Origin of the sequence: Candidatus Vicinibacter proximus (genome assembly GCA_016713905.1) — a bacterium.
In the GTDB taxonomy this organism is placed as follows: Bacteria; Bacteroidota; Bacteroidia; order Chitinophagales; family Saprospiraceae; genus Vicinibacter; species Vicinibacter proximus.
This window is the reverse complement of record JADJOE010000003.1, coordinates 458207-485016: the sequence shown is the minus strand read 5'-3', so window position 1 is coordinate 485016 and position 26810 is coordinate 458207. Positions and strand designations below refer to the sequence as shown.

The window sequence follows — 26810 nt, the reverse complement described above, 5'->3', positions numbered from 1 at the left end:
AAATGACCACGACCATCATCATCACCATATGTATTTTGCTATTGCTGGCTTATATTTTCGACATCAGTTCGGCTCTGACAAAAATTCCTTCAGTCATACTTCTTTTGCTGTTAGGTTGGATTGTAAAACAAACGGTGGATTTGTTCCACATACATATCCCTGACTTAAATCCACTATTACCTATACTTGGAACCATTGGCCTAATCTTAATTGTTTTGGAGGGTTCATTAGAGCTTGAGCTTAATAAATCCAAACTGTCATTAATTAAAAAATCATCACTCAATGCATTACTTCCAATGCTTGCTTTAGCATTCATTGTTGCGCTTTTATTCCAAAACTTTGAGCATATTTCCCTTAAAATAGCTTTAGTTAATGCAATTCCAATTTGCGTTATAAGCAGTGCGATCGCCATCCCAAGTGTCAGAAACTTATCTGCTTTCAACAAAGAATTTATTATTTATGAAAGTAGTTTGTCTGATATCTTTGGCGTGTTGTTTTTTAATTTCATTGCACTTAACTATATAATCAATGCGCAATCCTTCCAAAACTTTGCATTACAATTCCTGCTTATCATTGCAATATCATTCTTTGCTGTTTTGGGACTTTCATTTTTATTAAGTCGCATAAAACATCACATCACTTACACCCCCATTATTTTAATGGTTATTCTCATTTATGCCATTTCAAAGGTCTATCATTTACCAGGCTTAATCTTTATCCTTGTTTTCGGATTATTTCTGGGCAACCTGGATGAGTTGAAACAATTCAAATGGATAGAGAAATTGCGACCGGAAAAATTGGATATGGAAGTAAAGAAATTCAAAGAAATAACATCAGAGGCCACTTTCCTTATCCGGGCACTTTTTTTTCTCTTATTCGGTTTCCTTATGGAAGCAAACGAAATACTAAATCCAGTTACAATCCCTTGGGCAGCTGCTATAATACTACTTATTGTCTTAGTGAGATGGATAGCCTTTATGTTTTCAAAAATTCCCGCCTCTCCACTTCTCTATGTGGCACCCAGAGGACTCATTACTATATTGCTGTTCCTGGCTATCCAGCCTGACCAAAGCATTTCACTTGTTAATAAATCATTGATCATACAAACCATCATTCTATCTGTCTTGGTGATGATGTTTGGACTCATGACAGCAAAGAAAAATGAAATTAACTAAGCTATTTACCGAATTTTTTGAGAGCGAAAAGGCAGGTGGAATTTTGCTAATAGCTTGCACTGCCCTTTCACTTTTACTTGCCAATTATTTCCTCAAAGACATTTATATTCAATTCTGGCATATTCAATTTGCCGGACACAGTTCAACACATTGGATAAATGACGGACTTATGACCATCTTCTTCTTGCTCATTGGCCTGGAGCTTGAACGAGAAATTTACATCGGAGAGCTTTCAAGCCTCAGAAATGCTTCACTTCCTTTCTTTGCAGCTTTGGGCGGCATGGTCATTCCTGGAGGACTTTTTTTATTATTCAACTACGGAACACCAACACAATCAGGAGGGGGCATTCCAATGGCTACAGATATTGCGTTTGCAATCGGCATCCTTTCCCTTTTAGGCAATCGTGTACCCGCATCCCTTAAAGTTCTATTGACTGCGTTAGCGGTTATTGATGATTTGGGTGCAATCATTATCATTGCCATTTTTTATACGGGTACATTGGTACTTTCAAACTTGTATTTAGCATTTGGAATATTTGGGTTGTTACTCATCTTAAACAGATTGAAAGTTCACAACCTAATTCCTTATGTTATTGGCGGTGTCGTGATGTGGTATTTTATGCAACAATCAGGGATTCATCCGACGATTACAGGTGTTTTATTAGCATTTGCAATACCTTTTGGTGAGGGTGGTGAAAAATCACCTTCGTACATTTTGCAACATTGGCTCCACAAACCTGTGGCATTTTTTATCCTTCCCTTGTTTGCATTGGCCAATACTTGCATTCCCATTCAGGCCGGGTGGGAGACAGGATTAACCCAACCAAACAGTATTGGAATTTTTGCGGGGTTAATTTTAGGCAAACCAATTGGAATTTTTCTCTTTAGCCTTACGACTGTTTCAATAGGTTTGTGCGCATTACCCGCAGATATCAAATGGAAACAAGTTTTCGGGGTGGGACTTCTTGCCGGCATTGGATTTACAATGTCAATCTTCATTACGCTACTTGCTTTTGACAATCCCGCACTCATCTTGCAATCAAAAATTGCCATTCTTATAGCATCACTGGCTGCAGGAACTTTGGGGTATTTATGGTTAAAAGTTACCCTTGAGGTACAAATGAACAATTAAATATTGTCCTGGGAACTTTTTTCCTTTGCCAATAATTCCGAAGCATCAAATGAAACCAAATTTACTATTAAACCAGAAATTTGTACGTACACTTACCATAGACTCCCTGTACAAATCTCCGAAAGTAAATAAAATATGTGCAACCATCTCATCATCGATTTAGGTAGCAACCAACACAAAATTCTAGTAACTATCATGCATATTAATGGAAAATTAATTTACTCAGCAAGCGCAAGTGCAACAAAAAAGGTAGAAGTAAACACGGAAGATTTTAACAAGGGAGCTTATGTTGTGCAAATTCAGGCAGCTAATTTTATTGGAACTAAAAAACTTGTAGTGGAGAAATAAAGTGAGTGTGATATTGCATGATACAACTTTAAACTTATAAGAAACCTGTGAGGAATTCATTTTAGGATAATCGTTTTCAAGGTATTTAAATTTTATAAGTTGGCTATCCTTAGTTTTTGGATATTCACGGGTATCAAGAACACATGGAACTACCTCATACTAAAAATGAGTTATATAAAATTATACAAAGTATTATTAGGATTTATAAATAAAAAATATAGTAATTTCACCGTCTGACATTTTGGCTAATGCAAAAGGACAGTTCTAAAATTAGTATTAACAGACAAAAAATGATAAAAATATTCGTTACGTTATTCATGATTTTGCTTGTTTATACTATATCGTTTGCACAACAAAAAAATACATCTAAATTAACAAAGCAAATTGAGACGTTCCTAACTGAATTTGAAAAAGCTGGTTTTTCCGGAACAGTACTTGTAGAAATTGATGGAAACAAACTCATTTCAAAAGGTTATGGATTTAGAAATTTGGAACTCAAAGAAAAAAATACCCCAAATACAATTTTTGACATTGGATCTCTGACGAAACAATTTACGGCATCGGCTATTCTAAAATTAGAAATGCAAGGCAAATTATCCACTTCTGATAGCATTACCAAATACTTTGAAAATATCCCAGTCGATAAATCAACTATCACAATTCACGATTTATTAAGACATCAATCTGGGTTAGTTGGCGAAATAGGCGAAGACTATGCACCAATTAGTGACCAAGATTTTATGGATACGTTAATGAAATCACCTTTACAATTTAAAGTCGGTACAGATTTTTTGTATTCTAATATAGGATATAGTTTGCTTGCTCTTATTATTGAAAAAGTTTCAGGACTAACTTATGAACAATACCTTTACGAGAACTTATGGAAACCATCAGGAATGGAGAAAACGGGTTATAGCAGACCTAACTTTGACACCGATTTAATTGCAGTTGGTTATGGCAAAAATAATATAATATGGGGGAAACCAACAGAAAAAAAGTGGAATATAAAAGCACCTTTCTTACATTTATTTGGAAATGGTGGAATACTTTCCAATTCAGAAGATATGTTTAAATGGCATATATCTCTGATGACAGAAAATATTCTATCCAATGAAGCAAAGGAAAAGTTATATCATCCTTCCATCAGAGCAAACGAAAACAGTAATTCTATTTATGCCTATGGATGGGATGTTTATAAGACAAATAGAAATACTTATCGTGTTTGGCATAATGGCACAAATAATATTTTTTATGCAGACTGTATGCGATTTATTGATGAAAAGACAACTTTGATTTTGATGTCAAATAAAACATTCCAAGGTACAGACCAACTTAACTTTGAAATAGCAAAAATAATTTTTGAGAAAAATTACACACCAACTATTCCAAAACCTGACAATAAAACCAATCAAATTTTTTCACAAGAAATAGTTGAAATAATTTTGAATAAAGGACTAGAAGCTGCTAAGTTAAAATATCAAAACAGACCCTCAAAAAAAGATGTTTTAGAATATCTGTTAAATAGAAAAGGCTACGAACAATTATCGCAAAACAAATATGATGAAGCTATTAACATTTTTACAATGAATTGTATTGCTAATCCCAATTCATTTAATGCATTTGATAGTTTAGCAGAGGCATTTATGAATAGAGGCGACAAAATATCAGCGATAAAGAATTATGAAAAAAGTTTACAATTAGATCCTACAAATGAAATTGCAAAAGAAATGATTAAAAAATTGAAACAATTTTAACAAATAATGCAATACCGCTAACCTATAACCATATAGACTATAGCAACAACTTACAAAGGGGTATATGGGTAAAGATTAATTGAAGGAGGAACTGATGATATAGGCTATAAGATGTCCACGAAGCATCGGTCTGGGTAAATCAGCAAGACAAGGAAATAAATTAAAGAGGTAGCTGTTATAATTTTATGAGAAGCCGGTGTCCAAATGAAAGAATAAATATTAAACCCATATTTTGAACCACAAATTGCAAAAGTAACGCACTTAATGTTGTAAAATTTGAGTTATAAATCATACCCATGAATCCAAGAATTGAAACATTAAAAGAAAAAAAAATAGTTGGCCTGCGACTGGTCATGAGTTTGGCACATAACCGAACCGCCGAACTTTGGCAATCGTTTATGCCCAGGCGCAGAGAAATCAGCAATGGTCTTACAAAGGATTTGATCTCCATGCAAGTGTATAAACCCAAGCACTTTGCAGATTTTAATCCTACTTCCGAGTTTGAAAAATGGGCCACTGTTGAGGTTTCTGACTTTAACAAAGTGCCAATAGGAATGGAAACCTATGTTTTGCCTGGTGGACTTTATGCCGTGTTTGACTACAAAGGCATGAATACGGATAATTCCATATTCCAGCACATTTTTGGCAACTGGTTGCCGGGCTCAGACTATGAATTAGATGACAGACCTCATTTTGAAGTTTTGGGCGACAAATACAAAAACAACGACCCAAATTCGGAAGAAGAAATTTGGATACCGATAAAATCAAAATAAGAAAACTTTATCACTCAGAACAGTCGGCAAACTTGAAATAAAAGGGCAATCAAAAATTTGGAGAAAAACCAGTTTGGTGGATCCCGTCATTCACTAAAGTTGTACTAAATACCATCTTATTATCCTTGTTCTTTTTTGTATTGATACAAAAAAGAATCAAAAAAAATCCAGGCTATTTTCATTTCTTAACGCTAAAATGAAAAAGGCCCATCTGAATTTCTTATTCGATAATTATATGATGAAGCGTTACATACCTAAGTTAGCAATATTTGAGCCTTTCACCATGTTGCACTTGTCGTGACTTAATATCGGTCATCCTATATTCATGAATATTATGCTCAGCTCACCTTGGGAGTGAAACCAGGGAAAAACGATGCCATACAATTAAAAAAAGATCAGATTATTGAAATTCAGATCAAATATTGGGTCATTCAGAACAAATTGAGTTTTTATAAATCCCAATCCAAAAAGCGCTTATAAATTTATCTTTGAAAAGTTATGTGAAAAGGTTGGTGGTTTAGTCAAGCAATTAACCAAGAATTTAAAATTTGGAATAATGATCAAACGGGTATTGTGTATTCTGGTTAATTGTAGTCTTTGGCTAAGCAGCCTGAGCAGCCAGATAAGCTCCTTGGAGAACCTTGAGCAGTTGGATAAAGGGGGATTAAAAAAGACTCTGGGTGGCTTTTTTAAAGACTTCTACTCCTTTGGAGATCCATTCCAGTTGGGAGGGGGGCTATCCCTTAATTTGCGATCCTATGATGCCAATGGAGGTCCTTTGCGACAAGACCCCTTCTTTTATACCATCAATGCGAACGTCAATGTAAAAATCTACCAGATAGACCTACCCTTTACCATGGTGTTGACCGCAAAAAATACCAGTAAGTCCTACCCTAGCATTTCTGATTTGAAGGAATCTTTAAAAAACAACATCAACAATAGAAAAAATGGTTTTGCCAGAATAGGGATCAGCCCTTACTATAAATGGGCAAAGTTGCATCTTGGTCACCGTTCCATGAATTTTTCAAAATACACGATGAGCAACTTGAATTTTTTTGGTGCAGGCATGATGTTGGAGCCCGGTAAAATCAGGTTCGGTGCGATGTACGGCAGGATTGCCAAAGCAGAACCGATTAATTTATCCTTGGCTACCCCAAATTTACCTGTATATCAGCGGATCGGATGGGGAACCAAGATTGGTTATGGAGATGATAAGGCTTCAGTGGATGTCATTCTCTTTACGGCAAAAGATGATGATCAATCCATAGACATTCCTGCCGGTTATTCAAAACAAGTCAGTCCGGAAGCAAACCTGGTACTCGGTATACAACTTCAAAAATTATTCTTTGAAAAATTTAGAGTCAAATTCGATTTTACCAACAGCGGAGTATCCCCTAACACGCTCGATGCCGATGCAGCAGACAAAAGCATAACGAATTTTTTATTGAAGAAGAAAACCACCAGTTACTATGGCAATGCTTTGGAAGGTTCTGTGGGATATGAAGGAAGGACCTTTAATGCCGGTATTTCACTGAACAGAATAGATTCCGATTTTGAAACTTTCGGAGCTTATTTTTTTAACCGCGACATCATGGACATCCAGGCATTTACCACTTTTGGATTGCTTCAAAACAAACTAAATACTTCTTTAAAATTTGGCACACAATCCAACAACCTCGATGGCAGCAAACCCACTACCACCACGAGATTAATTTACGACATTCAATCTTCCTGGTCTGACAAAAAACTAAATGTGCAGACCAACTACAGCAATAATTCTTCTAATGTGACGTATGTCCTCAATCAGCAATTGGATTCTCTAAATGCTGCAATCGTTACGCAGGACCTGGGCGTTAATGTAAGTTACACCTTGCCGTTCAAAGGCCCTCACCAACATGTTCTGTCTCTGAACGGGAATATGCAGGATGTCAGTGACGACATCGAAAAATCAGTCCAAACCACCAGTTCAAAATTATTTTTGGCAAATGTTTCCTATTTGTTCAAGACAGAAAGTAAATGGACTTTTACCATCCGGGTAAATTATAACCAAAATGAAATTCAAGGTATAAGTTTAAACAGAACAGGTTTTGGGGGAGGGTTCAAAAAAGAATTCTTTTCTGGTAAGTTATCCCTGGGTAGTAATGTAAATTATTTCCAAAACAAAAATGCCAATGGTGCTAAATCATCTAATTTGATCGGGCAGTTAAATTCAGGGTTTCAGGTATTCAAAGGAATGCATGTTCAATTCTCCTGGAGTCTACTGACAACCAAGGCGGATAACAGTGCAAAGTTTACCGAAAACACAGGTAATCTGGGTCTTCAATACAACTTCAACTACGCTCCGAAATCCAAAAAATCTAAGAAATAAATTTTATCCTTCATAAAGTTTAAAAGAACAAAATGATGAATCAGAAATTCATTTTATCCTGTATATTTTCTATTTTAATATTAACAGGCATTCAGTCACAACAGATTTGGCCGGTACAAGTGACAGGGAGTATGACTCCTCCGCACTCTCTGGATTTGAAAGTGTACACCACGGATCGGATAGAGGACTTGATGTTTAATGTATTGTTGATGGATCCACTGGAGGAAATCCTGGAGGTCAGACCTGTGTTGAGTATCGAGCAAAATGGTAATGTGATCTATCAGACAGACATGAATTTTGTAACAGCTCCGCTTGAACTGATCCAGTTTGAACCATATACATTAGATGGTTCGGCATTGAGTGTGTACCTGTCAAATTTAGCCCTCACGGGTAACAATTCGGAAGGACGCGGATCTACTACATTGCCTGAAGGTTTGCTTACCATCTGCATTCAGATGTATGGCGTTGAGAGAGTTGTGCCTGTCTCCAATAAATTTTGTATTACTTCCAACTTCAGATTGAACCAGCCGCCGCAGATCATCAAGCCTTCCTTTAACGAAAAAATAAAGATATCCCCTGTCCAAAACATGATTTTTTCCTGGCAGCCCATGCACCTGGGAAGTGCCAACAATCCGGGCGCAGTGGAATATAAATTTGAATTGGTGGAGTTGCCTCAAGGGGTCATGAATGCCAATGACGCATTTGAAAGTGCATTGAAAGTTTACAATACAACTACCACAGCAACGTCCCTGATTTATTCACAGGGCGAACCTGTATTGGAGCCCAATAAATATTATGCCTGGCGTGTCACTGCTTCAAGCATCATGTATCCCACCAGTACATTATTTCAGAATGATGGCAGAAGTGAAATATCGGTATTTGTTCTGTATGACGGAGACTCCCCTACCTCAGAAATGAATCCGTTTGACAATCCTGCCCCTAGGGGGTGTTCTGTATATGAAACCAGTTATGGATCGGTTGCTAAGGCTGATAATGAATCCATGATCGTTGGGGCAAATCAGGATGTAAAACTGGGATATTTCAAAATGAAAATCACAGAAGCGATCGGAGATATTCAAACCGGATATTCGGGTGTAGGGATCGTATATTATCCGATGTTGCGGTCTTCACTGGAAGTCGAATTTAAAAACATTAAAGTGAATAAGGAAGGGAGGGTTTATGAGAGCGAAAAAATACAAACACTGCAGAGTCCGGATTTATATGTGGATATGGGACAAATCAATTCTTCAAATGTGAAGGATTTTTTTTCTGTAGGCTATGTGGATAAATTGTACAGTAAGATTGATAACCAAAATAGGGTCGCTGATTTGCCACAGGATAATTTCAAATTAATTTCACTTCCTCTGGTGTTAACCAATGCAAAGTATCCGAATGATGGTGTGGGTGTAGCAGGAGTTTATTTTACACCTAAAAATGCGTTTGTAAATTTGGTTTCCAGAAATACGCAAGGTGATATTTTTGTCGGAACGAATATCCCGGCGACTCCATATGGATTAAAATCGGGAGCATATCTAGTGCCATTGCATATTTCTGCCAATCGTTCAGGTGGCGAAAAAATAACAGAAACCATCTTACTGGCGGGCCTACAATCTGACGGAAGTAAAATAGAATGTGATTGTAACGGTTATCAGAATATTAAAGCAAAAACCGGACTTATCATTTCTCCACAGATTATTCATCAGGTGGATAATGTAGCACCAATATCCTTAACCACTGAAAAATCTGTAAGTGACATAGGCACTTATACCGGCAAAGTGAGCCTGAGTAACACATTCTCGGTGAATGGATTGGAAGGATTTAAGTTTATTCCAAAATCCGGGACATTGGATTTAAATCCAAATGCAGCTTTACCCGGTCAGACTAGTCCTGAAATGAGCAATCCTGCCTGGAGAGGGCTGATCATTGACGATATGGTATTGGAGTTGCCGAAGAAATATAATATCGTCCATCCATCCAAACCAATATTGTTGGAAAGGGGAAGCCTAATCATAGATGATAAAGATATTCAGGAAGGATTTTTTTATCAAAAAGATGTTTTGAGTTTTAGCAAGGGAAGGATGGGTCCATGGGCATACAGCATTGATTCATTAATGATGAATATTAGTAAGGATAGAAATTCAAACCTAAATCTACGTGGACAAATATTGACCCCATTTTTTGACGACCCATTTCCTTACCGTGCACAGTTTCAAGAATCAAAAAAGGTCAACACAAAACTAATAGCATCCATCCTTCAACCTGAACTAAAAATGTCTATGTGGCATGGACAATTTACCTCGAAGAATGATTCCAGGATTGAAGCGAGATTAGTTGATAATAATAGTGATTTGGTATTGTCACCAAAGTGTTCATTTACTGGAAGTCTAAACATCAAATTTACCGATGAGGAATTCAGGAAAGCAATCTTGAATAAGAATAAATCTGAAATTATTGAAGATTTTGAGAAATCGTTAAACTTAAAATCACTGGATTTCAACTTGAGTAATCTAAGTATCCATGGGTTGACCAGTGATCCATTCAATTCCGGGAAAAACAAATATAAGATTGATGATATCAATCGGCTCAACACAAAATTGAATTTCAGTCAACATGAAGATCAACTTAAAGATGCATCTTTTATTCATGAGGAGATCAATGGAAAAGAAAGACTGGGTTTGAAACTCATTGTCCTGAAAGGACAAAGCAAGATAGAAATGATTGTTTGGTCTCACAAGGACAAGTCCCAATTTGAATTTGAAGGCATTGAAATAAAAAATATTGTATTGAAATGCAATTGTGCTGCTTTGAATGTAATCCCAACATCGGAGGAATGGGACCAAATAATACGGGATTATTATAAAAAGCAATACATCCAGGATGACAACTTACTCAGTTTTTCAACAAAGGCACATTCCGGGCCTCAACGTTTGACAGAAAATACCTGGAGGACTGGGATTTCTGATGCATTGAAAATTGAAGAAATGAAGGCCAACGCCATTGCATGGTTTCCTCAGTCAGGAGAAAATAAAATATTTATTCCTTTTTTAGGAAAAAACCTGAATATGGAAAATAAGGATGGCGTGTTCCAGGGAGTTTATCGGGATAAGAAATATGCTCAAGATAAAATTAATTGGGATGAAACCTTATTCAGATTTTTAAGTAATGAAGAATCTCAAGATTTGAATTTGCCTATTGTAATAACAAAAGCATACTGGGATTCATTAGGTTTTAAGACTTCCTATCCACTGCCTGATCATTTTAAACTGGTCATTTCAAAATTTAAAACTTCAGCCGCAGATAAACTTGCTTCAGCAACCATGACCATGGATTTAATTGGTGAGCTTGATGTCGAAGGCTCCAAGAAATACATACAATTTGCAACAATGGAAGATATTGCAGTTGGTCCGCAAAAAATTGATTTGGCAGATAAGACATTCTATTTATTGAATGATTTGGCACTCAATCAGAATATCAGATATCTAAGTACCAGAAACAAGACATCGGATTCCAAAGCACCAGCAAGTTCCTCAACAGACAGTTATGCAAAAATAAATTGCGATAAAGGAATTGAGTTTTTTAATATTGTCGGAAACTATACAGTCAATTCAGGCACCTTGACAAAAGCGAACACGAAGACACCGGAAGCTGCAACATTTGGGTTTCGAATGTTAGAGAATACGATATCAGGTAATAATGATTTGATTACAAGTTTTACCGCAAATCTAAAATCTGAGTATTTTGACAGTAAGGATCAAACATGGAAAGTCTGGCGATTTTCAGGAAACAATGCCCAACATATCCTTTTTAGTGCTCCTGATCAGCTGGATGCCTATTTGGACTTCAATGAGAATAAATCAGTCTTTGAAAATAAATCAGCACCCAATCTTTCAAAACCATTCGATAAAAATGAAGAAGAGGAAGATAACTTTATCGGCTTAGTATTTAAGAATTTAAAGTTTGATATTCCACTTTTAGAAGTAATGAAAAAAGCAGATGGCAAAGTAGAAACGTTGACAGATGTCATTCTAAAAGTTGCAAGTTTTGAACAATTGACGCAGAGTTTTAAATCAGAATATTCCAAAATAAATGCAGTCGCAAAAGAGAATAAAGCAACATTAGGTACCTGGGATTATGTATTGGATAGCATTGCTTTTAAATTTGAAGATAATGAGCTTGACGAAAATCTATTATTGCTAAAAGGTAAAATAAGGGTTCCGATTTTCAAACAAGCACCATCAGAATCTTCAGCAGAATGGTTAAAAAAGTATAGTGATAGTTGGATTCCATATTTTCTAAATGTTGGGTATTCGACAAATCCGGAGGTGTCAGGATACCTTTCTGAGATAGAGGATAAGTTGTTTGAATCCTATCATATCGATAATCTTGGGTATAAACTGGAAAACGGATCAAGTCTCGAAATCGGAAGTGAAGGAACTGGTTTGATGGCAAGAGCACTTCTCAATGGAAGAGTTGTCTACACCATACCCAAATTGGATGCAACAATCAGTACGCTTGCTTTTGAAAATCTTAAGTTAAATTATAGTGTTGAAAATATTTGTAAAGGTGAGTTTTTGGCCGGTATAAATTCGATCGATTTTGGCACCTGGAGCCCTGCGCCTTTTTCAGCAAGTCAATTGAAAACATTGCAAGAGGCAGGAAAAAATCCTTCAGCCAAAGACAATAAGTATATGAAGCAACTGAAAGGTGGATATAATAAAGTCGCAAACTTTGATATTAATTTACAGGAACCAAAATTTACTTGTAATAGTGCCAATGACAGAGTGTTGACTTTGGGTTTGGAATTAAATATATCAAGGGATGAATCCAATTTTACAGCCTCACAACAAGCAGCCGCTGATCAAAATAATCCTGAAGAAAGTCTTGACAAGGATGTAAAATCTACTTCAGAAAACTTTGACAAAGCAAATGCTGCTTATAAGACTCAACAAGAATTCATTAAAAAAACAAATTCTGAACGGAAAGAATTATTAAAGCTAAAGAGACAACAAGAAGTCATTTATAAACTTTCGAATTCCATCCCGCTCTCAAGAATGAATGCTGATACACGCAAGACCCGGGAAGAGGCTAAAAGTAAATTGGATGAACTTTCCAAAAAAGTCAATGATTCTAAAGCCAAATTTGATGCCGCTGTAACAGAAGTTAAAAAGAAAAGTTCAGAAATGAAAAGCGCCCGGAAAGATCTGAAGGATAAGAAAGATAAATTGGATAATGTGAAAAGTATTCGGGTAGCCAAAGAGGATAAAGCAAAAACCAACTTAAAGGAAAACTTAAAATACAAGGCCGAAACTGCAAAGGCTGAATTCAAAAATGCAAAGGATACTAAAACATTTGCAATTACTGCAGGCGGATCTATTGATGTGGTATTTAATGACAAAGGTTTTAAAACAGTAGATCTGAATTGTTTAAAACTTGGAGGTAGTTTTGGCCCTGTAGCATTTGAGGGTGGGATAAATCTATTTAGGGAGGACACAAAAAATCCATCCGGAATTCAACAGGCTTCTACTACAAAGTGGGGAAATGGTTTTCTTGGCATGGTCAAGTTGAAATTTCAAAAATTAGAATTCCAAACCAAGTTTCAGACAGGAGTAAAAACTGAGCTAACAAATTCTCCTGGTATTTTGGATGACTATCGTTACTGGTTTGCGGACCTTGCTGCATACAATGGTGCTGGTTTCTTTACAGAGCCGAATACAGGTATCATGCTGACCGGAATTGGCGGTGGATTTTTCTATAATATGGCAAAAACGCGACCCCCAAGTCTAACTGCTCCTGACTCAAGCAAAGTTCCAGTGCCCAAACAAATTGATAATAACAAATGTGCTTTGGATGGATTGGAACCTGGCAAATCCTTATCTGGTCTAAGCTACGAAGTAAAGCGAAAAAGCATGGGTGGTTATTTATTAGTCGAATTGTCACATGTTGTTCAGGTAGTGACAGGCGAGATTGTCACCAGTCTACAGGTATCAAATGACAGCACAGGAATGCACTTTGACAATTTTGGATTGGATGTTACAGCTTTGGCTTTATTTGATTCCTATGAAAGCAGAAAGTCTGCTCCGTTAGTGATTAAATCAGGCATAACAGTATCCAATGATCAGAAAGAAGGATGGGCTTTTGATGGAAACATGAAATTTAAATTTGTTAAGGAAGCTGGTCCAATAGGATTATTTTCTCCTGAAGGTGCTTCTGTTGGCCTTAGCCTTAATGATGATGAAAATAAAAAATGGAATACAATTCTATTCAAGTTATCTAAAAATGAAAAGTATTTTATAGCAGGAAGCTGGCGGATAGATGGTAAATCCGAGAGTCTTGGCCCTAAATCAAAAATGTTTCCAATCAATGCAAGTTTCAAAACCCCACTGATCAATGTAATGGCCGGTGCTTATTTTCAAATAGGGAGCAAAGGCACAGTAGATGATTTGCCCAGTCTTTCCTATTTGATGGGATCTAGCGAATTTGTAGATAAAATAGAAAAGAATAACCCTCTTAAAAAACTTAAATCAAATGTTTCTTTTGCCACAATGGGTGGTCTCCGATTAAATGCTAAATTTAATAGTTCCTTTTTAATTTTTAGTACCGATGCGAATGGGCTATTGGGTGCAAATTTTAGAATTTCAGAAGTATCAACAACAAGTAATAAATGCCCTGATGTCGGTAAAATTGGTTTTTCAAATGGTTATTATGCCATGGGCAATGGATATGCCGATTTGAAATTGAATGTCAAAATGGATGCAAATGTTACCCTTGGATTTTGTCCTTTTTGTGAGCACTTGTCCGGTTCCTTCGAAATATTGAGTGGACAATTACAGGCAGGTTTAAATTTTGGATTTCCAAATCCATCTTTCTTGCAAGGAGAAATCAAAGCTGATTATAGTCTATTTGGAGGCCTTTACAAAGGTTCTCGAATTGTACCAATAAGTGTAGGTGGAAAAATTTGTTTAGATATTACTCCAGATCCCGTTGTCGGTTTAAAAATTCATAATAAAATATACCCACCAGACGGCGCAGGAAAAATTGCGTTTTTGAAAAAAGTAGAAATTACAAACTTTCTCCCCGACAGTGAGCGAATCAAAATTGATCCAAATTCCATGTCTGCAAACTCATCAACTCAAGCTAAATACGACATTTATCCTTCTGCAACAGGTACCGATTTTTGGCTAAAAGAGAAAGAAAGTAAAAAACCTGTAAAGGTAAAGTCAGTTTGGTCATCTGACAAGAAAAAATTGACATTGGAAATTCTGGAAGAACTTAAATCTAAAACTACTTATTTAGTAACTCAAGAATATGAATGGAGAAAAGATAATAGCAATGCACAAAAAGTACCAGGAATTTTAACCTTAGATCAGGAAATAGGTCGCGAAAAAGTTGTCACTGAATTTACTACCGGAGATCATTTTGATCAAGTAATTGAACATGAGCTGGTTGAATCTAGTATTCCTGCTAGAAATCAACGGTATTGGTATCCAGGTTATGGATACCCACATATAAGGCTTTCTGCTAATGATCGGAAAGCCATTGAGGATGCTTTTCCTCCGAATGATGAACAAATATATGTTTATTATATCGATGTTGTGGAATACACTCAAGATGGGCAGGAAATATTTCACAGAGTTCCAACAGAATTCATTCCACCGAATCGGGATTATGTACAGTATTTCGAACAATTAAAAGATAAATATATCAATAATGAAACTAAATACCTAAGCACAGGAGGTGTTCCACCAATTGATTTTAAATTATTGTATGGCCCTCCTGATGACCTAGTCACTTTTCCGGAATTTAATAGGATACCATTTAAACCCGGCTCTCTTTGTTTGTTTCAGTTATATAGAGCTATTGCAGATATATCAAAGGTACTTGATTTAGGAAGGATGGGTAACTTCGATAGAAACAAGGTAGATTTTTCTATCTATCCGAGAGTCCAGTCAACATCTAATCGCATAATATATCAATTTTATTTTGGTGTAAGCCAGTATAAATCATTAACAGATAAATTAAACGATATGGATATCAAAATGGGTCTTTCGCAAAATAGTATTGTAAATTGTACTAGAGAAATCTTCTTGCCAGAAAAAGAGATTTCAGAGATCGTAGACGAAGGCATCGAATCGAAGGAACTGCGCGTACCAAATGATATTTATTGGGGATTTTCAGGCAATAAGGAAGGATTTGATGCCAAAGATATTGAGTTGATTAATCAATATATGAATGTAACGTATAAACCAAGTTCAATTAATTATATGAACTGGAATGCGAAGCTTATTGCGGACAATTTTCCGACCATAAAAAGTGGATTGAGAAAATATTATAATCCGCTCAATATTGATATTTGGGATACAAAACAATTATTCTCAACATATTATACGCATCAAAATGTTGGGGACTTTGGTTTAAGACCCAATAAGGACGGAAATTATATTTTGGGTTTAGGACATGTTGCCCCTGAATTTGATGGCGAAGGAAGTCAATACTTTAAGTTTTTACCCAATTCAAAGAAGCAAGAAATATCAGAAATTTCAATTAATGAGATAAGTAATAAAAAACTGAACTCTAAAGTTATTGCCACTACTACAAATAAAACAGATAATCGGGTATTTAAATATCCTGAAGAGGTCAATGATGATTTTGATTTTTTCCTTGAAGATGGTATTTCCAGTACAGTTTATTTACAAAAACGCATTCTGGATAAAATTCTAAATTCTACGGTTCAAAACGCAAGAATTTCACCCTTTGATAATACTCTCCTTGTTTCTTCATTGCCATCCGGACAAGAATTTATAATAAAGGATTATGTAAAAGCACCTGAGAAACGAATTAATTCTACAGAATATGATACGGGTTTAAATACAATTGATCGCATTACATTTTGTCCAATAGATTTAAAATTGAATATAAATTCAGATAATAAATATGGCTATCATCGATTTAATAATAAAGAAAGATTTTATTGGGATTGGAATGAAAAATCAGAGGGTACCAATATCATAATTGATATTAATAAATTCAAACCCTATTTTAATTCATTTGATCTCGAAAGCATAAAAAAATAAGTTAATGAGAAATTTATTTTATAAAAGAAATTTAATCGCATTTACATTGTTTCTGCAAATAGTTTTGTTTGCAAGCGATTCATTTGCGATCAACCACTTCATGAAAGATAACAGCTATTTGGTTATTTCATACGCAGGATCTGTAAGAGACAATTGGGAGATCGTATCAGATTTTGAATTAAGCAAGTTAAAATCCCAAGATACCATAGATCCTAAGAAGAAAAAGAATGATGAAGTAATGCTCCTTTTACGTTCATATTCCGATTCTATTGTAATTAGATTTGCGCCAAATGATTACAGCACGTTTGTAAATGTAATAAGAAAGGGAATACAATTAAACAGGAGTGAAGACAATATAAATTTTAAAACTATTGCAACCATATTTCCAGTCCCAAAAGAAAAAATTGATCCAAAATCAATGAAATCAGACTCGTTTGCCATAATGGCAGCATCCATTCTAAATGATGAAAAAATCAACACGAATGGCATGAACTTAGGTCAAATCAACCAAGCCAACAATGAGCTTTTCGGGATGGCTCTTATGCTTGCTGAATTCTCAGCATCTGCAGCTCAAATATTAGGATTAAGATTTGTTGATAAAAACGTAGAGAAAGGAAAGACTTATTTTTATACTGCTAATATCACTGGAAATGAAAATATTAAAACGAACGCACAAATATTAAATGAAATTATAGAACAAAGAGCTCCATATCTGTTTCAGGTGGATACAGGTGACGGTTTTCTGAAATTAAAATGGAGTAAAGAATATAACAGGAGACATTTCTCTAATTATTGGATAGAAAGATCAGTGGATAATAAAACTTTTTATCCAATTCTCCAGAAACCTCTGGTTATGTTTGAGACAGAACTATCAGAGAATTTCACGACCTATGAATATATTGACTCCTTCAACCTTTTCAATGATCAGATATATTACTACAAAATTTATGGCGGAACTGCCTTTGCTGAATATAGCAAACCTGCCCTTGCCAGTGGAATGCCTAAAGACTTGAACCCTCCGGCTCCACCGACACAATTTGAAGTGAAATATGATAAAGATTTAAAAGAATTTCAAATCGATTGGAATTTTGATTTGGATCTTTTAGCTGAAGACTTCGATCATTTTCAAATCATGCATTCCCGAACTGCTTCAGGCCCTTTTACGCCCATAAGTTCAGCACTTGATTTAAGCGAAGCCGGATATGAGTATAAATTTAAAGGAGATTGGAATGAAATGAATGAGGGCAAGCATTATTTTGCAATGAATGTGTATGATGATCATGGAAATTATAGTACCTCCTTTACGGTATTGGCTAATGTTCCTGATTTTACAAATCCTCAAACGCCAGAAAATTTTTCCGGATACATCGATTCTATGGGTATCGTTCGATTAAAATGGAATAGAAGTCGTTCAAAGGATGCTAATGGGTATTGGTTGTATTGGTCGCATACGCCTGATGGAGAATTTTCTTTAGTTAAACAAGAAATGATTTCGGATACAAATTACATCTACTACATTCCAGAAAAGTCTTTGAATAAATATATTTATTATGCCTTGCGTGCAGAGGACTTTGCCTATAACAGGAGTGCTTCCTCAGACATTTTGAAAGTCAAGCGTCTGGATAAAATTGCGCCTATTCCACCTTCTATTTTAAAAGTATATAATGATTCATTGAATTTGGTATTGGATATTAAACATAGTCCAAGTGAAGACTGTATCAAACATTATATCTATCGGCGCCAAGCAAATAGTTCGGATACCAGTTGGCAGTTATTGGATTCTATAAAAACAGAAACATTATATAAAGATCGAGTCACAGAAGTTGGGAAAACATATTATTACAAAGTTTTAGCAGTCGATGACTCTGGAAATAAAAGTGAATTATCTGCATTAAAGCAAGCAACGCTTTTATTTCCTAAAGAAGAATTAGTAGTTAAAAATCTAAAAATCAAACAAAATAATAAATCCGGAATAGAATTAACATGGGATTTTGAATTACCAAAAAAGTTAAAAGATAAAAAATATACCTACGAAATCTTCAAATCTTCCGGATCTGAAAGCGTGCATTTTTATAAAACGCTTACAAAGGATGAACTTCTTTTTAAAGATGAGAACTTAAAACAGCAAAGTTTATACAATTATGCTGTTAGAATCCATTTTGAAGATGGAATTTCAGGATCCTTAAGTAAAACAAAATCCATTCTAGTAAAATAGTTCAATAACTTGAATCATGACTAATCTAAAAATATATCAAAAACAATTATTTATAATGTGTGCTTTCTTGTCCATATTAAGTGCACATGCCCAAACCTTTGTACCTGTCAATGTTACAGGATTCAATCACGATTTGATTGCGAACGGATCCGGTGGAACCAACCGGGCTGCAGCTACTACAACGACAATTTTTGATAATTTTAATCTTGGTGGAGACAATGTCATGTATTCAAAAGATTTTAGAGGAAATAATAATCTAAATACGGCTCCGCCCTATGGCCTACCAATTGACAGAACAATTTTAAGTGTTAATCTTAATGGGGCCAGGTATACATTGGCTCATTATGATTCATTAAATGCTTTGGTACTCAAAACAAATGGAAGTTCGGGAACCTTGAGACTTGAAACGCCAGGGGTATTTTCAAAAATTGCATTCCTAGGATCTAGTGCTGAGGGTTCTTCCTCATTTAACGTTACATTGAATTTTAGCGACGGAACCAACACCAATGCAAGTTTTTCTGTACCGGATTGGTACGATGGCCCTAATTTCGCAATTAAAGGAATTGGGAGGGTGACCAGAACCACCATCGGTTCGCAATTACCCGATGTATTTTCTGGCAATGCTGAAAATCCGAGGTTATATGATAACCAAATTACTTTGAACGCACCATTCACTACAAAAATATTAACAAGCATTACGTTTTCGAAAACTTCCAGCGCAGGTAGTACTGCTATTCTTGCGATCAATGGTATAACAGCAGTCAATGCACCCGCTGCACCAATTGCATCCGCCGCAACTAATATAACTTTTCCATCCTTTACCGCAAACTGGCAAGCCTCTTCAGGAGCAACAGCCTATATACTGGATGTATCTGCCAGTCCTACTTTTAGCACACTTTTGCCCAACTATAACAATCGTAACCTAGGGAATGTCCTAAGTTTTAATGTGACAGGACTTGTGAGCAGCCAGACCTATTATTATCGTGTGCGAGCTTCCAATGTCTCTGGAATCAGTCCCAGTAGCAATACTATAAATGTACCTTTTCCCGACTGTCCTCCGGGGGACTATACAGCATTCACTCAAGGCCAGGTGGATAGTTTTTTATTGCTCTATCCAAATTGCAAACAAATTTCCGGCAATTTAAATTTTGCAGATAATTCCAATATTACGAATTTAAACGGTTTTAAAAATATTGAGAAAGTAACAAGCCAACTCAATATCGTTCGTAATGCCGCATTAACCAGTCTCGATGGTCTTCAAAATTTAATATCTGTCGGAGGAAATTTGTGGATACAAGGCAACGCTTTGGTTTCCAGGATCAACAATTTTAATAAGTTGACTTCTTGTGGTGTATTATTTATATCTGATAATAAAGCACTGGTTGAGATTAGCGGTTTTAATGCTTTAAGTCAATTTCCTCAAACTATAATAGAGCTAAATGGGAAACTTAGTTTAATAAATATTGTCAGTCCGGTTAATCAAATCAATGGAAATCTGAATATCAATAATAATAGTAGCCTTAAATCAATAGCTGCTTTCGGCAACGTGCCTAATATAAACGGGAGTTTAATTATTACTAATAATGATTCTCTGCAAAATTTAAATGCTTTTTCTCAATTGACTTCTGTTACTGAATTGTCGATACAGAATAATGCTACACTTACAAACCTGGATGCACTCACCAAACTCAATACGCTTAATGGCAGTATACAGATTGCTGGTAATGCAAAGCTGATAAGCATCTTTGGATTAAGCAATATCCCTTCAAGCAATATCAAAAATACCGGACTTTTTATTCAGTTCAATCCATTGCTCTCCATTTGTGATTTGCCGAATATTTGTGAATACCTTCAAGGCTCCGGCCCACGCACAATTACAGGAAATGCTACAGGTTGTGAATCTGAACAAAACGTCAAAAATGCCTGTGCGCCTCCTGTTTCACCTGTTGCTCTCCCTGCTACAAATGTTGTTTTCCCCGGCTTTACAGCCAACTGGCAAAGTTCAGCCGGAGCTACAGAGTATTTTTTGGATGTTTCCACAAACGCAACATTCGCTACCAATCTTCCGGCATATAATAATAGGAACGTTGGCAATGTGACCAGCTTTGCAGTTACAGGTTTATCCACCAACACAACACATTATTACAGAATTCGCGCAGGCAAATCATCCGGAACAAGCCCCAATAGTAATACCATCTCTGTGTCGTTTGCACAATGCCCACCAGGAGATGTTAATGTCAACACACAAGCACAGGTCGACAACTTTAAAATACTCTACCCTAATTGTATTCAGATCTCTGGAAACCTAAACATCACCGATAATTCAAACATTACCAATTTGAATGGTTTTAGCAATCTTGAAAATGTAACTGGTCAAATAAATATCGTACGCAATTCTGCGCTTACTAATCTGGATGGACTTCTGAATATAAAATCAGTGGGTGGGAATTTTTGGATTGCAGATAATTCATCCATTACTAAAATTAATAGATTCAATAAATTAACTTCCTTTGGTCAAATGTACATTGGAGAGAATAAGGAGTTAACTGAAATTTCAGGATACACTTCCCTGACCACTTTGCCAAATGTGACAATTCAAAATAATGATAAATTGAATCAGATAAATATAACAAGTACATTGACTCAAATTAACGGATCAATAAGTATAATTAATAATCCACAGCTCCAATCCCTAAATGCTTTGGGTAATGCCCCAAGAATTAACGGAATTCTTACTATTCAAAACAATACTTTATTATCCAATCTCACAGCACTTTCTCAGCTCACTTCTGTAAATGAAATTATTATAAAAGATAATCCTAACTTGATAAACTTGGATGCATTATCTAAAGTAAATGCACTCAATGGAAGTCTTCAAATCATTGGCAATATTAAATTGAACTCAATATCTGGATTGATTAATATACCAGCAACTTCTATTAAGGGAACCGGGCTAACGATTCAAAATAATACAACACTCGCCATCTGTGATCTCCCTAACATATGTACATACCTAGATGGTTCAGGTCAAAGATCCATTTTCGGAAATGCACCGGGCTGCAATGCAGAACAAGCTGTTAAAGATGCCTGTAATGCTTCGTCCAGACCTGAAATACCCGTCGCATTACCGGCTACTAATCTGACTGCTTCCGGATTTACAGCAAACTGGCAGCCATCTGCCCGAGCGAGCTTCTATTTTATTGACGTTTCAACCAGTGCTTCTTTCAATACAACCTTACCGACTTACACCGATCTGAACGCAGGCAATAATCTTAGTGTTATGGTTTCTGGATTAACTGGCAACCAAACTTATTACTATCGCATCAGAGCTGGGAATAATAAGGGCATCAGTCAAAACAGCAATACGATCTCTGTTTCACTAACTGCTTGTTTTGTTACCATACCAGATGCTAACTTTAAAAACTACTTACTTGGAAACACTGCTATCAATGCCAATGGAAATACTGAAATAGAATGCTCAGAAGCGGAATCATATGACAAATCTATCGATTGTATTAATCGTAATATTTCTGATCTCACCGGAATAGAATCGTTTATTAATGTTTCTGAAATCAATTGCAGTAATAATTTACTGACAAATTTAGACCTGGGTCAAAACGCAAAATTGGAGAAACTAAATTGTTCAAACAATAAACTGTCTCGACTCAACTTAAGTGCAAATCCAAAATTAAAAGAAGTGTTATGCTTTAAAAATCAAATAAACCAACTTACAGTTAATTCAAATTTATCTTTAGAAGCGATTGGGTGTAATGACAATAATTTACAAATCCTGGATTTTAACAAGAACAACAGTCTGACGAAGATTTGGTGTTATAATAACAAATTGTTGACTCTAAATCTTGCCAACGGCATAAATGAAGACATAACCATTATCGAAGCACTTAATAATCCTGACTTGAGCTGTATTCAGGTAGATGATAAAAATTATAGTGATATGAACTGGCGAAGCGGCAGCTTTAAGTTTGATACACAACATAATTTTAGCGAAAAATGCGCACCTTGCAATGACCCCTTGATTGTATTTATATCCAACTTTTTGGTATCTGGTTTTGCTTGCGTCGGAGACAGCATAAGGCTCATTGAATATGGATCATTTATGGACTCCGTAACAACCATGGTGTTTTCCTGGAACTTTGGAAATAAAGGCAATTCCTCCGATAGAGATCCTATTGTTGTTTACGATAAACCCGGAGTATATAATATAGAATTGAATTTAAAAAGTGAGGATTGTGAAGCAAGAATCAGTAAGCAAATTGAAATATTAAGTTGCATCAAGGATGGTACATCAACGTTACAATTTGCAAATCTATACCCAAATCCAAGTATGGGCCCTTTACAATTAAATGTAAATTTACCATTTGTGAGTGAGCTTTCCTTTAATCTATTTGATTCACAAGGCAAACCTGTTTTATCGAAATTTTTTGCAGATGCAAAATCATTTTCAGAAGAAATTCCAAAATTTATTTCAGGAATTTACTACGCTGAAATTATTTATTTGGGTGGAACGGAAAGATTTAAAATCATTTTCTATTAATAAGCTTATTTTAAAGCAACATATTATAACCTTCCGCTGGGTTGAAAACTAAAAAAAGAAATATTGCATATTTTATTTATAAATTATTCATGGCAACGTTATTTTGATTAATTTAATTAAAGAGCATATTGTACAATAAAATATAAATCAAAGTACCAAAGGATATACTTATTAATTTTGTATTTATCAACTATCGTGAAAAAAAGGATTCATTTAAAATTGGTTGTATGTATTTTAATAGGAATCCTATTTACACTATCCAATGCAACAGGACAATCTTGTGATAAAGCATGGCTTAAAAATGCCAGAATCCATCTGGACAAGCTCATACTGTCCTACAATCCGGTAAGTGCTTTAACATTTGCTGATTCCATAAAATCTAGAATTGAAACAGAGAGGGTCACACAATGTGCGGATGCACTCTGGATTTTATATAATCGTGGAGAGGTACTTGAATTACATTATAGGTTTCAAGAAGCTTTAGAGAATTACTACTCCCTCATCGCAGTAGCAAAATCCAAATTTAACTATGAACTTATGGCTTCTTGTCATGTTTCCATTGCCAGATGTATGGAAACAATAGGCAGAAAGGCTGATTGCATTAGACATCTTCTCATCGCAAAGGATTTAATTGAGACGAATAAACTAGACTTGTTATACAGTTATTACTGGGTCAGATATGCCAGTTACCAAAGGATATATGGTTCTAAAGATTCATGTCTCTATTTTGCAAAATTAGCATTACAGGATAGTGAAAAAAATAAAAATACACGTCAAGCAGTAGATGCATACATGTTAATGGGTATGGCTGAACAAAACATGGATAGTTCGGTCCAATATTTTTGGAAAGCTAAAAACTATTTCATTAACCATAAAAATTACGATGGTGCTTCATATATGGCAAGAAGCATTTATTCTTCCATTAAAAAATATAATCTTAAAGCACCAGCAGGCAACTGGTTTGATACCCTTGCCGTTTATTTAAGTCAGATAAAAGAGCACAACAAGTCATACCATATTCTTATGGCGACTTTTTATGATGAAAGAAGTAAAATATTTAAAAGTAAAAATCAATTGGACTCTGCACTTTTTTACTTAAATCTTAGCCAAGAACACTTAAAGTCGCAAAACACTGAAGTGAATCATTCAGAAATTTCACAATCGGAATTGGATTTTCTAATCAGTTCTGAGAAAAGGAAGGCAGATAATTTATTGAAAGAAAGCAATAATCAGAAAATTGCACTATGGATATTAATTTTGGGGATAATTGTTATACTCGTTGTTTTATATAATAATCATTTAAAAAGATTAAAAATTGAACAGCAACAAAAATACATATTGGAGCAAAACAATCAATTGAATAAATATTTGGAGCACCAACAGTTATTACTTTCAGAAGTGCATCACAGGGTGAAGAACAATCTACAACTTGTAATTAGTCTTCTTACTCTTCATTACAATAAAATAAAAAACAAAACAGACTTTCATTATCTGGAAGAAATTGCAAATAAAATTAGAAGCATCGCCTTGATCCATGAACATTTGTATAATTCTGGTGAATTTGAAAGAATTGAATTGAGCTCTTATGTAAAAGAGTTGTTAGAACACTATTTGGCTTTACATACCAGCGCCCAAACGTTTGAGTATCGTTTGGAGGCAGATTCCCCCATCTATCTAAACTTGGAAACTACCATGCCCATCGGAATTATATGCACAGAACTTATAAGCAACTCTCTCAAATATGCCCGAAGAGAAGATGCAGGCTTGTTGTTAGAGTTTAAACTCAGTACTTTAGAAAACAAATATATTCTAAAGTATCAGGATAATGGCAAGGTCAATTCTGTCATAAGCAACAAAAACGAAGGAATGGGAATCTTGCTAATCGAGAGTATGGTTAGACAATTACAGGCTCAAAGTTCTTCGTCCGCTATTGGAACAGCATCATTCAATTTAATATTTCAGGAAAAAAAGATATCCCAGGTATAGTATGAAGAGTTTAAATATACTGATTGTAGAAGATGAGATTCTTATTGCAGAAACCATCAAATTGTATTTGCAGGAAGCAAATCATAAAGTATGTACCATTTGCATTTCCTATGACGAGGCCATTACAGCTTTTCACTTGCATTCACCGGATCTAGTGTTATTAGACATAAGGTTGTTTGGGGAAAAATCCGGTATCGATGTGGCAAATTACCTGAAGTCCATAGAGCCAAAATCACTATACATTTTTCTCACTTCACAACATGATAAAAGAATACTGGATTTAGCCTTAAAAACTATCCCTTACGGTTACATTGCAAAACCATTACAAAAAGAAACACTGTGGACAAGTATTGAAGCCGCGTACCAGTTATTTACATTTCATTATAAAGAGCCTGAAAAAATAGAGATTTCAGATGGCAAAGAGAATTACAAGCTAAATGTAAATGAAATACTGTACATCCAAGCAGACCATGTTTATTCTCATATTTTCCTGGAGAAAGATAAAAAATTAATTATTCGAAAAGCAATACAATATTTACACGATTTGTTAAGTCCTACCCTATTTGTCAGATGCCACCGAAGTTTTATCATAAATACAGAATTTGTCAAAAAATGGAACCGTGAAGTGGTGGAAATGAGTAACGGAACCATAATACCAATAAGCAAATCCTATAAAGAAATTACAAATAACAAGCTTAAGGATTAATAATTGGTGGCACCCTGACTAAACAAATTAGAAAAACTGTTGTCATCTTTTAGAAAACTATGACTTCTTGTAGGATTAAAATGATTTAACTATAGATCTTACACTCAGAATATAAACTTGTTCTGCATTAAAATAAAGTGCTTTTTGTAGCAGATAAAACAGCTTACTCGTATCCACTTTTTATCACTGTCAACAGTAATTTAAACCGCCCATTCGGTTCTGTTTGACTTGATTTATGTGCAGGGATAAGTATTCCATCACCAGTCTGTAGCTTAGTAACCTTGCCATCAATTTGTATAACTGCACTCCCATCAAACACCTGTGCGTAAGTGTCATAAGGAGAAATTTTTTCATGGAGTCCTTCTCCGCTATCAAAAGATAGAGCATTAATTGAACCGGTTATCTTCTTCATAATTGATCTGTTGACCACTGAATTATGTTCGTACTCAATTAGTTCGACAATAATGTGTGCAGTTCCCTGTTGAATATTGCCATCACTGCTTGGTAAACCTTCAAGTTTCTTAGTATCCATCGCCTTAAATTTAAATATGTAAATCCCGACTTCCTATATAAGTCTTCCAGCTCATTCTGTAGAAATCAAAATTACGTAGTTAAATTCAGATATGATTATATCTAAAAACCTAAAAGTTGTATGATTCACACATCTGTAGGTAAGGTCTAAAGGATTGAGATGTTTTAGCAGAAAAACAAAAAAAGATGAATTCCC

12 protein-coding genes are annotated in these 26810 nt (G+C 35.3%); 11 read left to right on the top strand and 1 reads right to left on the bottom strand.

Going from position 1 to position 26810, the window contains the following annotated elements; all coding sequences use genetic code 11:
- The first annotated feature begins 2 nt into the window (after positions 1 to 2).
- The 11 genes from IPJ83_10450 (at position 3) to IPJ83_10400 (ending at position 26083) form a co-directional block, all read left to right on the top strand.
- On the top strand, positions 3 to 1175 hold the full coding sequence (locus tag IPJ83_10450) for a cation:proton antiporter (protein ID MBK7880961.1): 1173 nt from the start codon (positions 3 to 5) through the stop codon (positions 1173 to 1175).
- On the top strand, positions 1162 to 2307 hold the full coding sequence (gene nhaA, locus IPJ83_10445; GenBank protein MBK7880960.1) for a Na+/H+ antiporter NhaA: 1146 nt from the start codon (positions 1162 to 1164) through the stop codon (positions 2305 to 2307). The genes IPJ83_10450 and nhaA overlap by 14 nt, the downstream gene beginning before the upstream one ends.
- Before the next feature lie 135 nt (positions 2308 to 2442).
- Entirely contained in the window at positions 2443 to 2655 is a 213-nt protein-coding gene (locus IPJ83_10440; GenBank protein ID MBK7880959.1) for a T9SS type A sorting domain-containing protein, read from the top strand.
- 290 nt (positions 2656 to 2945) lie between these two features.
- Positions 2946 to 4409 carry a class A beta-lactamase-related serine hydrolase gene (locus IPJ83_10435; protein MBK7880958.1) on the top strand — a complete coding sequence of 488 codons (1464 nt, stop codon included), beginning with the start codon at positions 2946 to 2948 and terminating at the stop codon, positions 4407 to 4409.
- Between the two features lie 296 nt (positions 4410 to 4705).
- Positions 4706 to 5182, top strand: coding sequence for a GyrI-like domain-containing protein (locus IPJ83_10430; GenBank protein ID MBK7880957.1), 477 nt, complete (start codon positions 4706 to 4708; stop codon positions 5180 to 5182).
- Positions 5183 to 5738: 556 nt separating this feature from the next.
- Positions 5739 to 7550, top strand: a complete 1812-nt coding sequence (locus IPJ83_10425) for a hypothetical protein (protein ID MBK7880956.1) — start codon at positions 5739 to 5741, stop codon at positions 7548 to 7550.
- Positions 7551 to 7582: 32 nt separating this feature from the next.
- Positions 7583 to 16621 carry a hypothetical protein gene (locus tag IPJ83_10420; protein MBK7880955.1) on the top strand — a complete coding sequence of 3013 codons (9039 nt, stop codon included), beginning with the start codon at positions 7583 to 7585 and terminating at the stop codon, positions 16619 to 16621.
- Positions 16622 to 16625: 4 nt separating this feature from the next.
- Positions 16626 to 18836, top strand: a complete 2211-nt coding sequence (locus tag IPJ83_10415) for a hypothetical protein (GenBank protein ID MBK7880954.1) — start codon at positions 16626 to 16628, stop codon at positions 18834 to 18836.
- A 16-nt stretch (positions 18837 to 18852) separates the two neighbouring features.
- Positions 18853 to 23391, top strand: coding sequence for a hypothetical protein (locus IPJ83_10410; GenBank protein ID MBK7880953.1), 4539 nt, complete (start codon positions 18853 to 18855; stop codon positions 23389 to 23391).
- A gap of 195 nt (positions 23392 to 23586) precedes the next feature.
- Positions 23587 to 25377 carry a sensor histidine kinase gene (locus IPJ83_10405; GenBank protein MBK7880952.1) on the top strand — a complete coding sequence of 597 codons (1791 nt, stop codon included), beginning with the start codon at positions 23587 to 23589 and terminating at the stop codon, positions 25375 to 25377.
- Position 25378: 1 nt separating this feature from the next.
- On the top strand, positions 25379 to 26083 hold the full coding sequence (locus tag IPJ83_10400; protein MBK7880951.1) for a response regulator transcription factor: 705 nt from the start codon (positions 25379 to 25381) through the stop codon (positions 26081 to 26083).
- Positions 26084 to 26246: 163 nt separating this feature from the next.
- Here the strand turns inward: IPJ83_10400 and IPJ83_10395 are convergent, their stop codons facing one another.
- Positions 26247 to 26615, bottom strand: coding sequence for a cupin (locus IPJ83_10395; protein MBK7880950.1), 369 nt, complete (start codon positions 26613 to 26615; stop codon positions 26247 to 26249).
- Positions 26616 to 26810: the final 195 nt, after the last annotated feature.

What these genes read in the sequence shown, in the direction of transcription:
- IPJ83_10450 (MBK7880961.1), top strand. Translation starts at nt 3, where the DNA reads ATGACCACGACCATCATCATCACCATATGTATTTTGCTATTGCTGGCT.
- nhaA (MBK7880960.1), top strand. Translation starts at nt 1,162, where the DNA reads ATGAAATTAACTAAGCTATTTACCGAATTTTTTGAGAGCGAAAAGGCA.
- IPJ83_10440 (MBK7880959.1), top strand. Translation starts at nt 2,443, where the DNA reads ATGTGCAACCATCTCATCATCGATTTAGGTAGCAACCAACACAAAATT.
- IPJ83_10435 (MBK7880958.1), top strand. Translation starts at nt 2,946, where the DNA reads ATGATAAAAATATTCGTTACGTTATTCATGATTTTGCTTGTTTATACT.
- IPJ83_10430 (MBK7880957.1), top strand. Translation starts at nt 4,706, where the DNA reads ATGAATCCAAGAATTGAAACATTAAAAGAAAAAAAAATAGTTGGCCTG.
- IPJ83_10425 (MBK7880956.1), top strand. Translation starts at nt 5,739, where the DNA reads ATGATCAAACGGGTATTGTGTATTCTGGTTAATTGTAGTCTTTGGCTA.
- IPJ83_10420 (MBK7880955.1), top strand. Translation starts at nt 7,583, where the DNA reads ATGATGAATCAGAAATTCATTTTATCCTGTATATTTTCTATTTTAATA.
- IPJ83_10415 (MBK7880954.1), top strand. Translation starts at nt 16,626, where the DNA reads ATGAGAAATTTATTTTATAAAAGAAATTTAATCGCATTTACATTGTTT.
- IPJ83_10410 (MBK7880953.1), top strand. Translation starts at nt 18,853, where the DNA reads ATGACTAATCTAAAAATATATCAAAAACAATTATTTATAATGTGTGCT.
- IPJ83_10400 (MBK7880951.1), top strand. Translation starts at nt 25,379, where the DNA reads ATGAAGAGTTTAAATATACTGATTGTAGAAGATGAGATTCTTATTGCA.
- IPJ83_10395 (MBK7880950.1), bottom strand. Translation starts at nt 26,615, where the DNA reads ATGGATACTAAGAAACTTGAAGGTTTACCAAGCAGTGATGGCAATATT.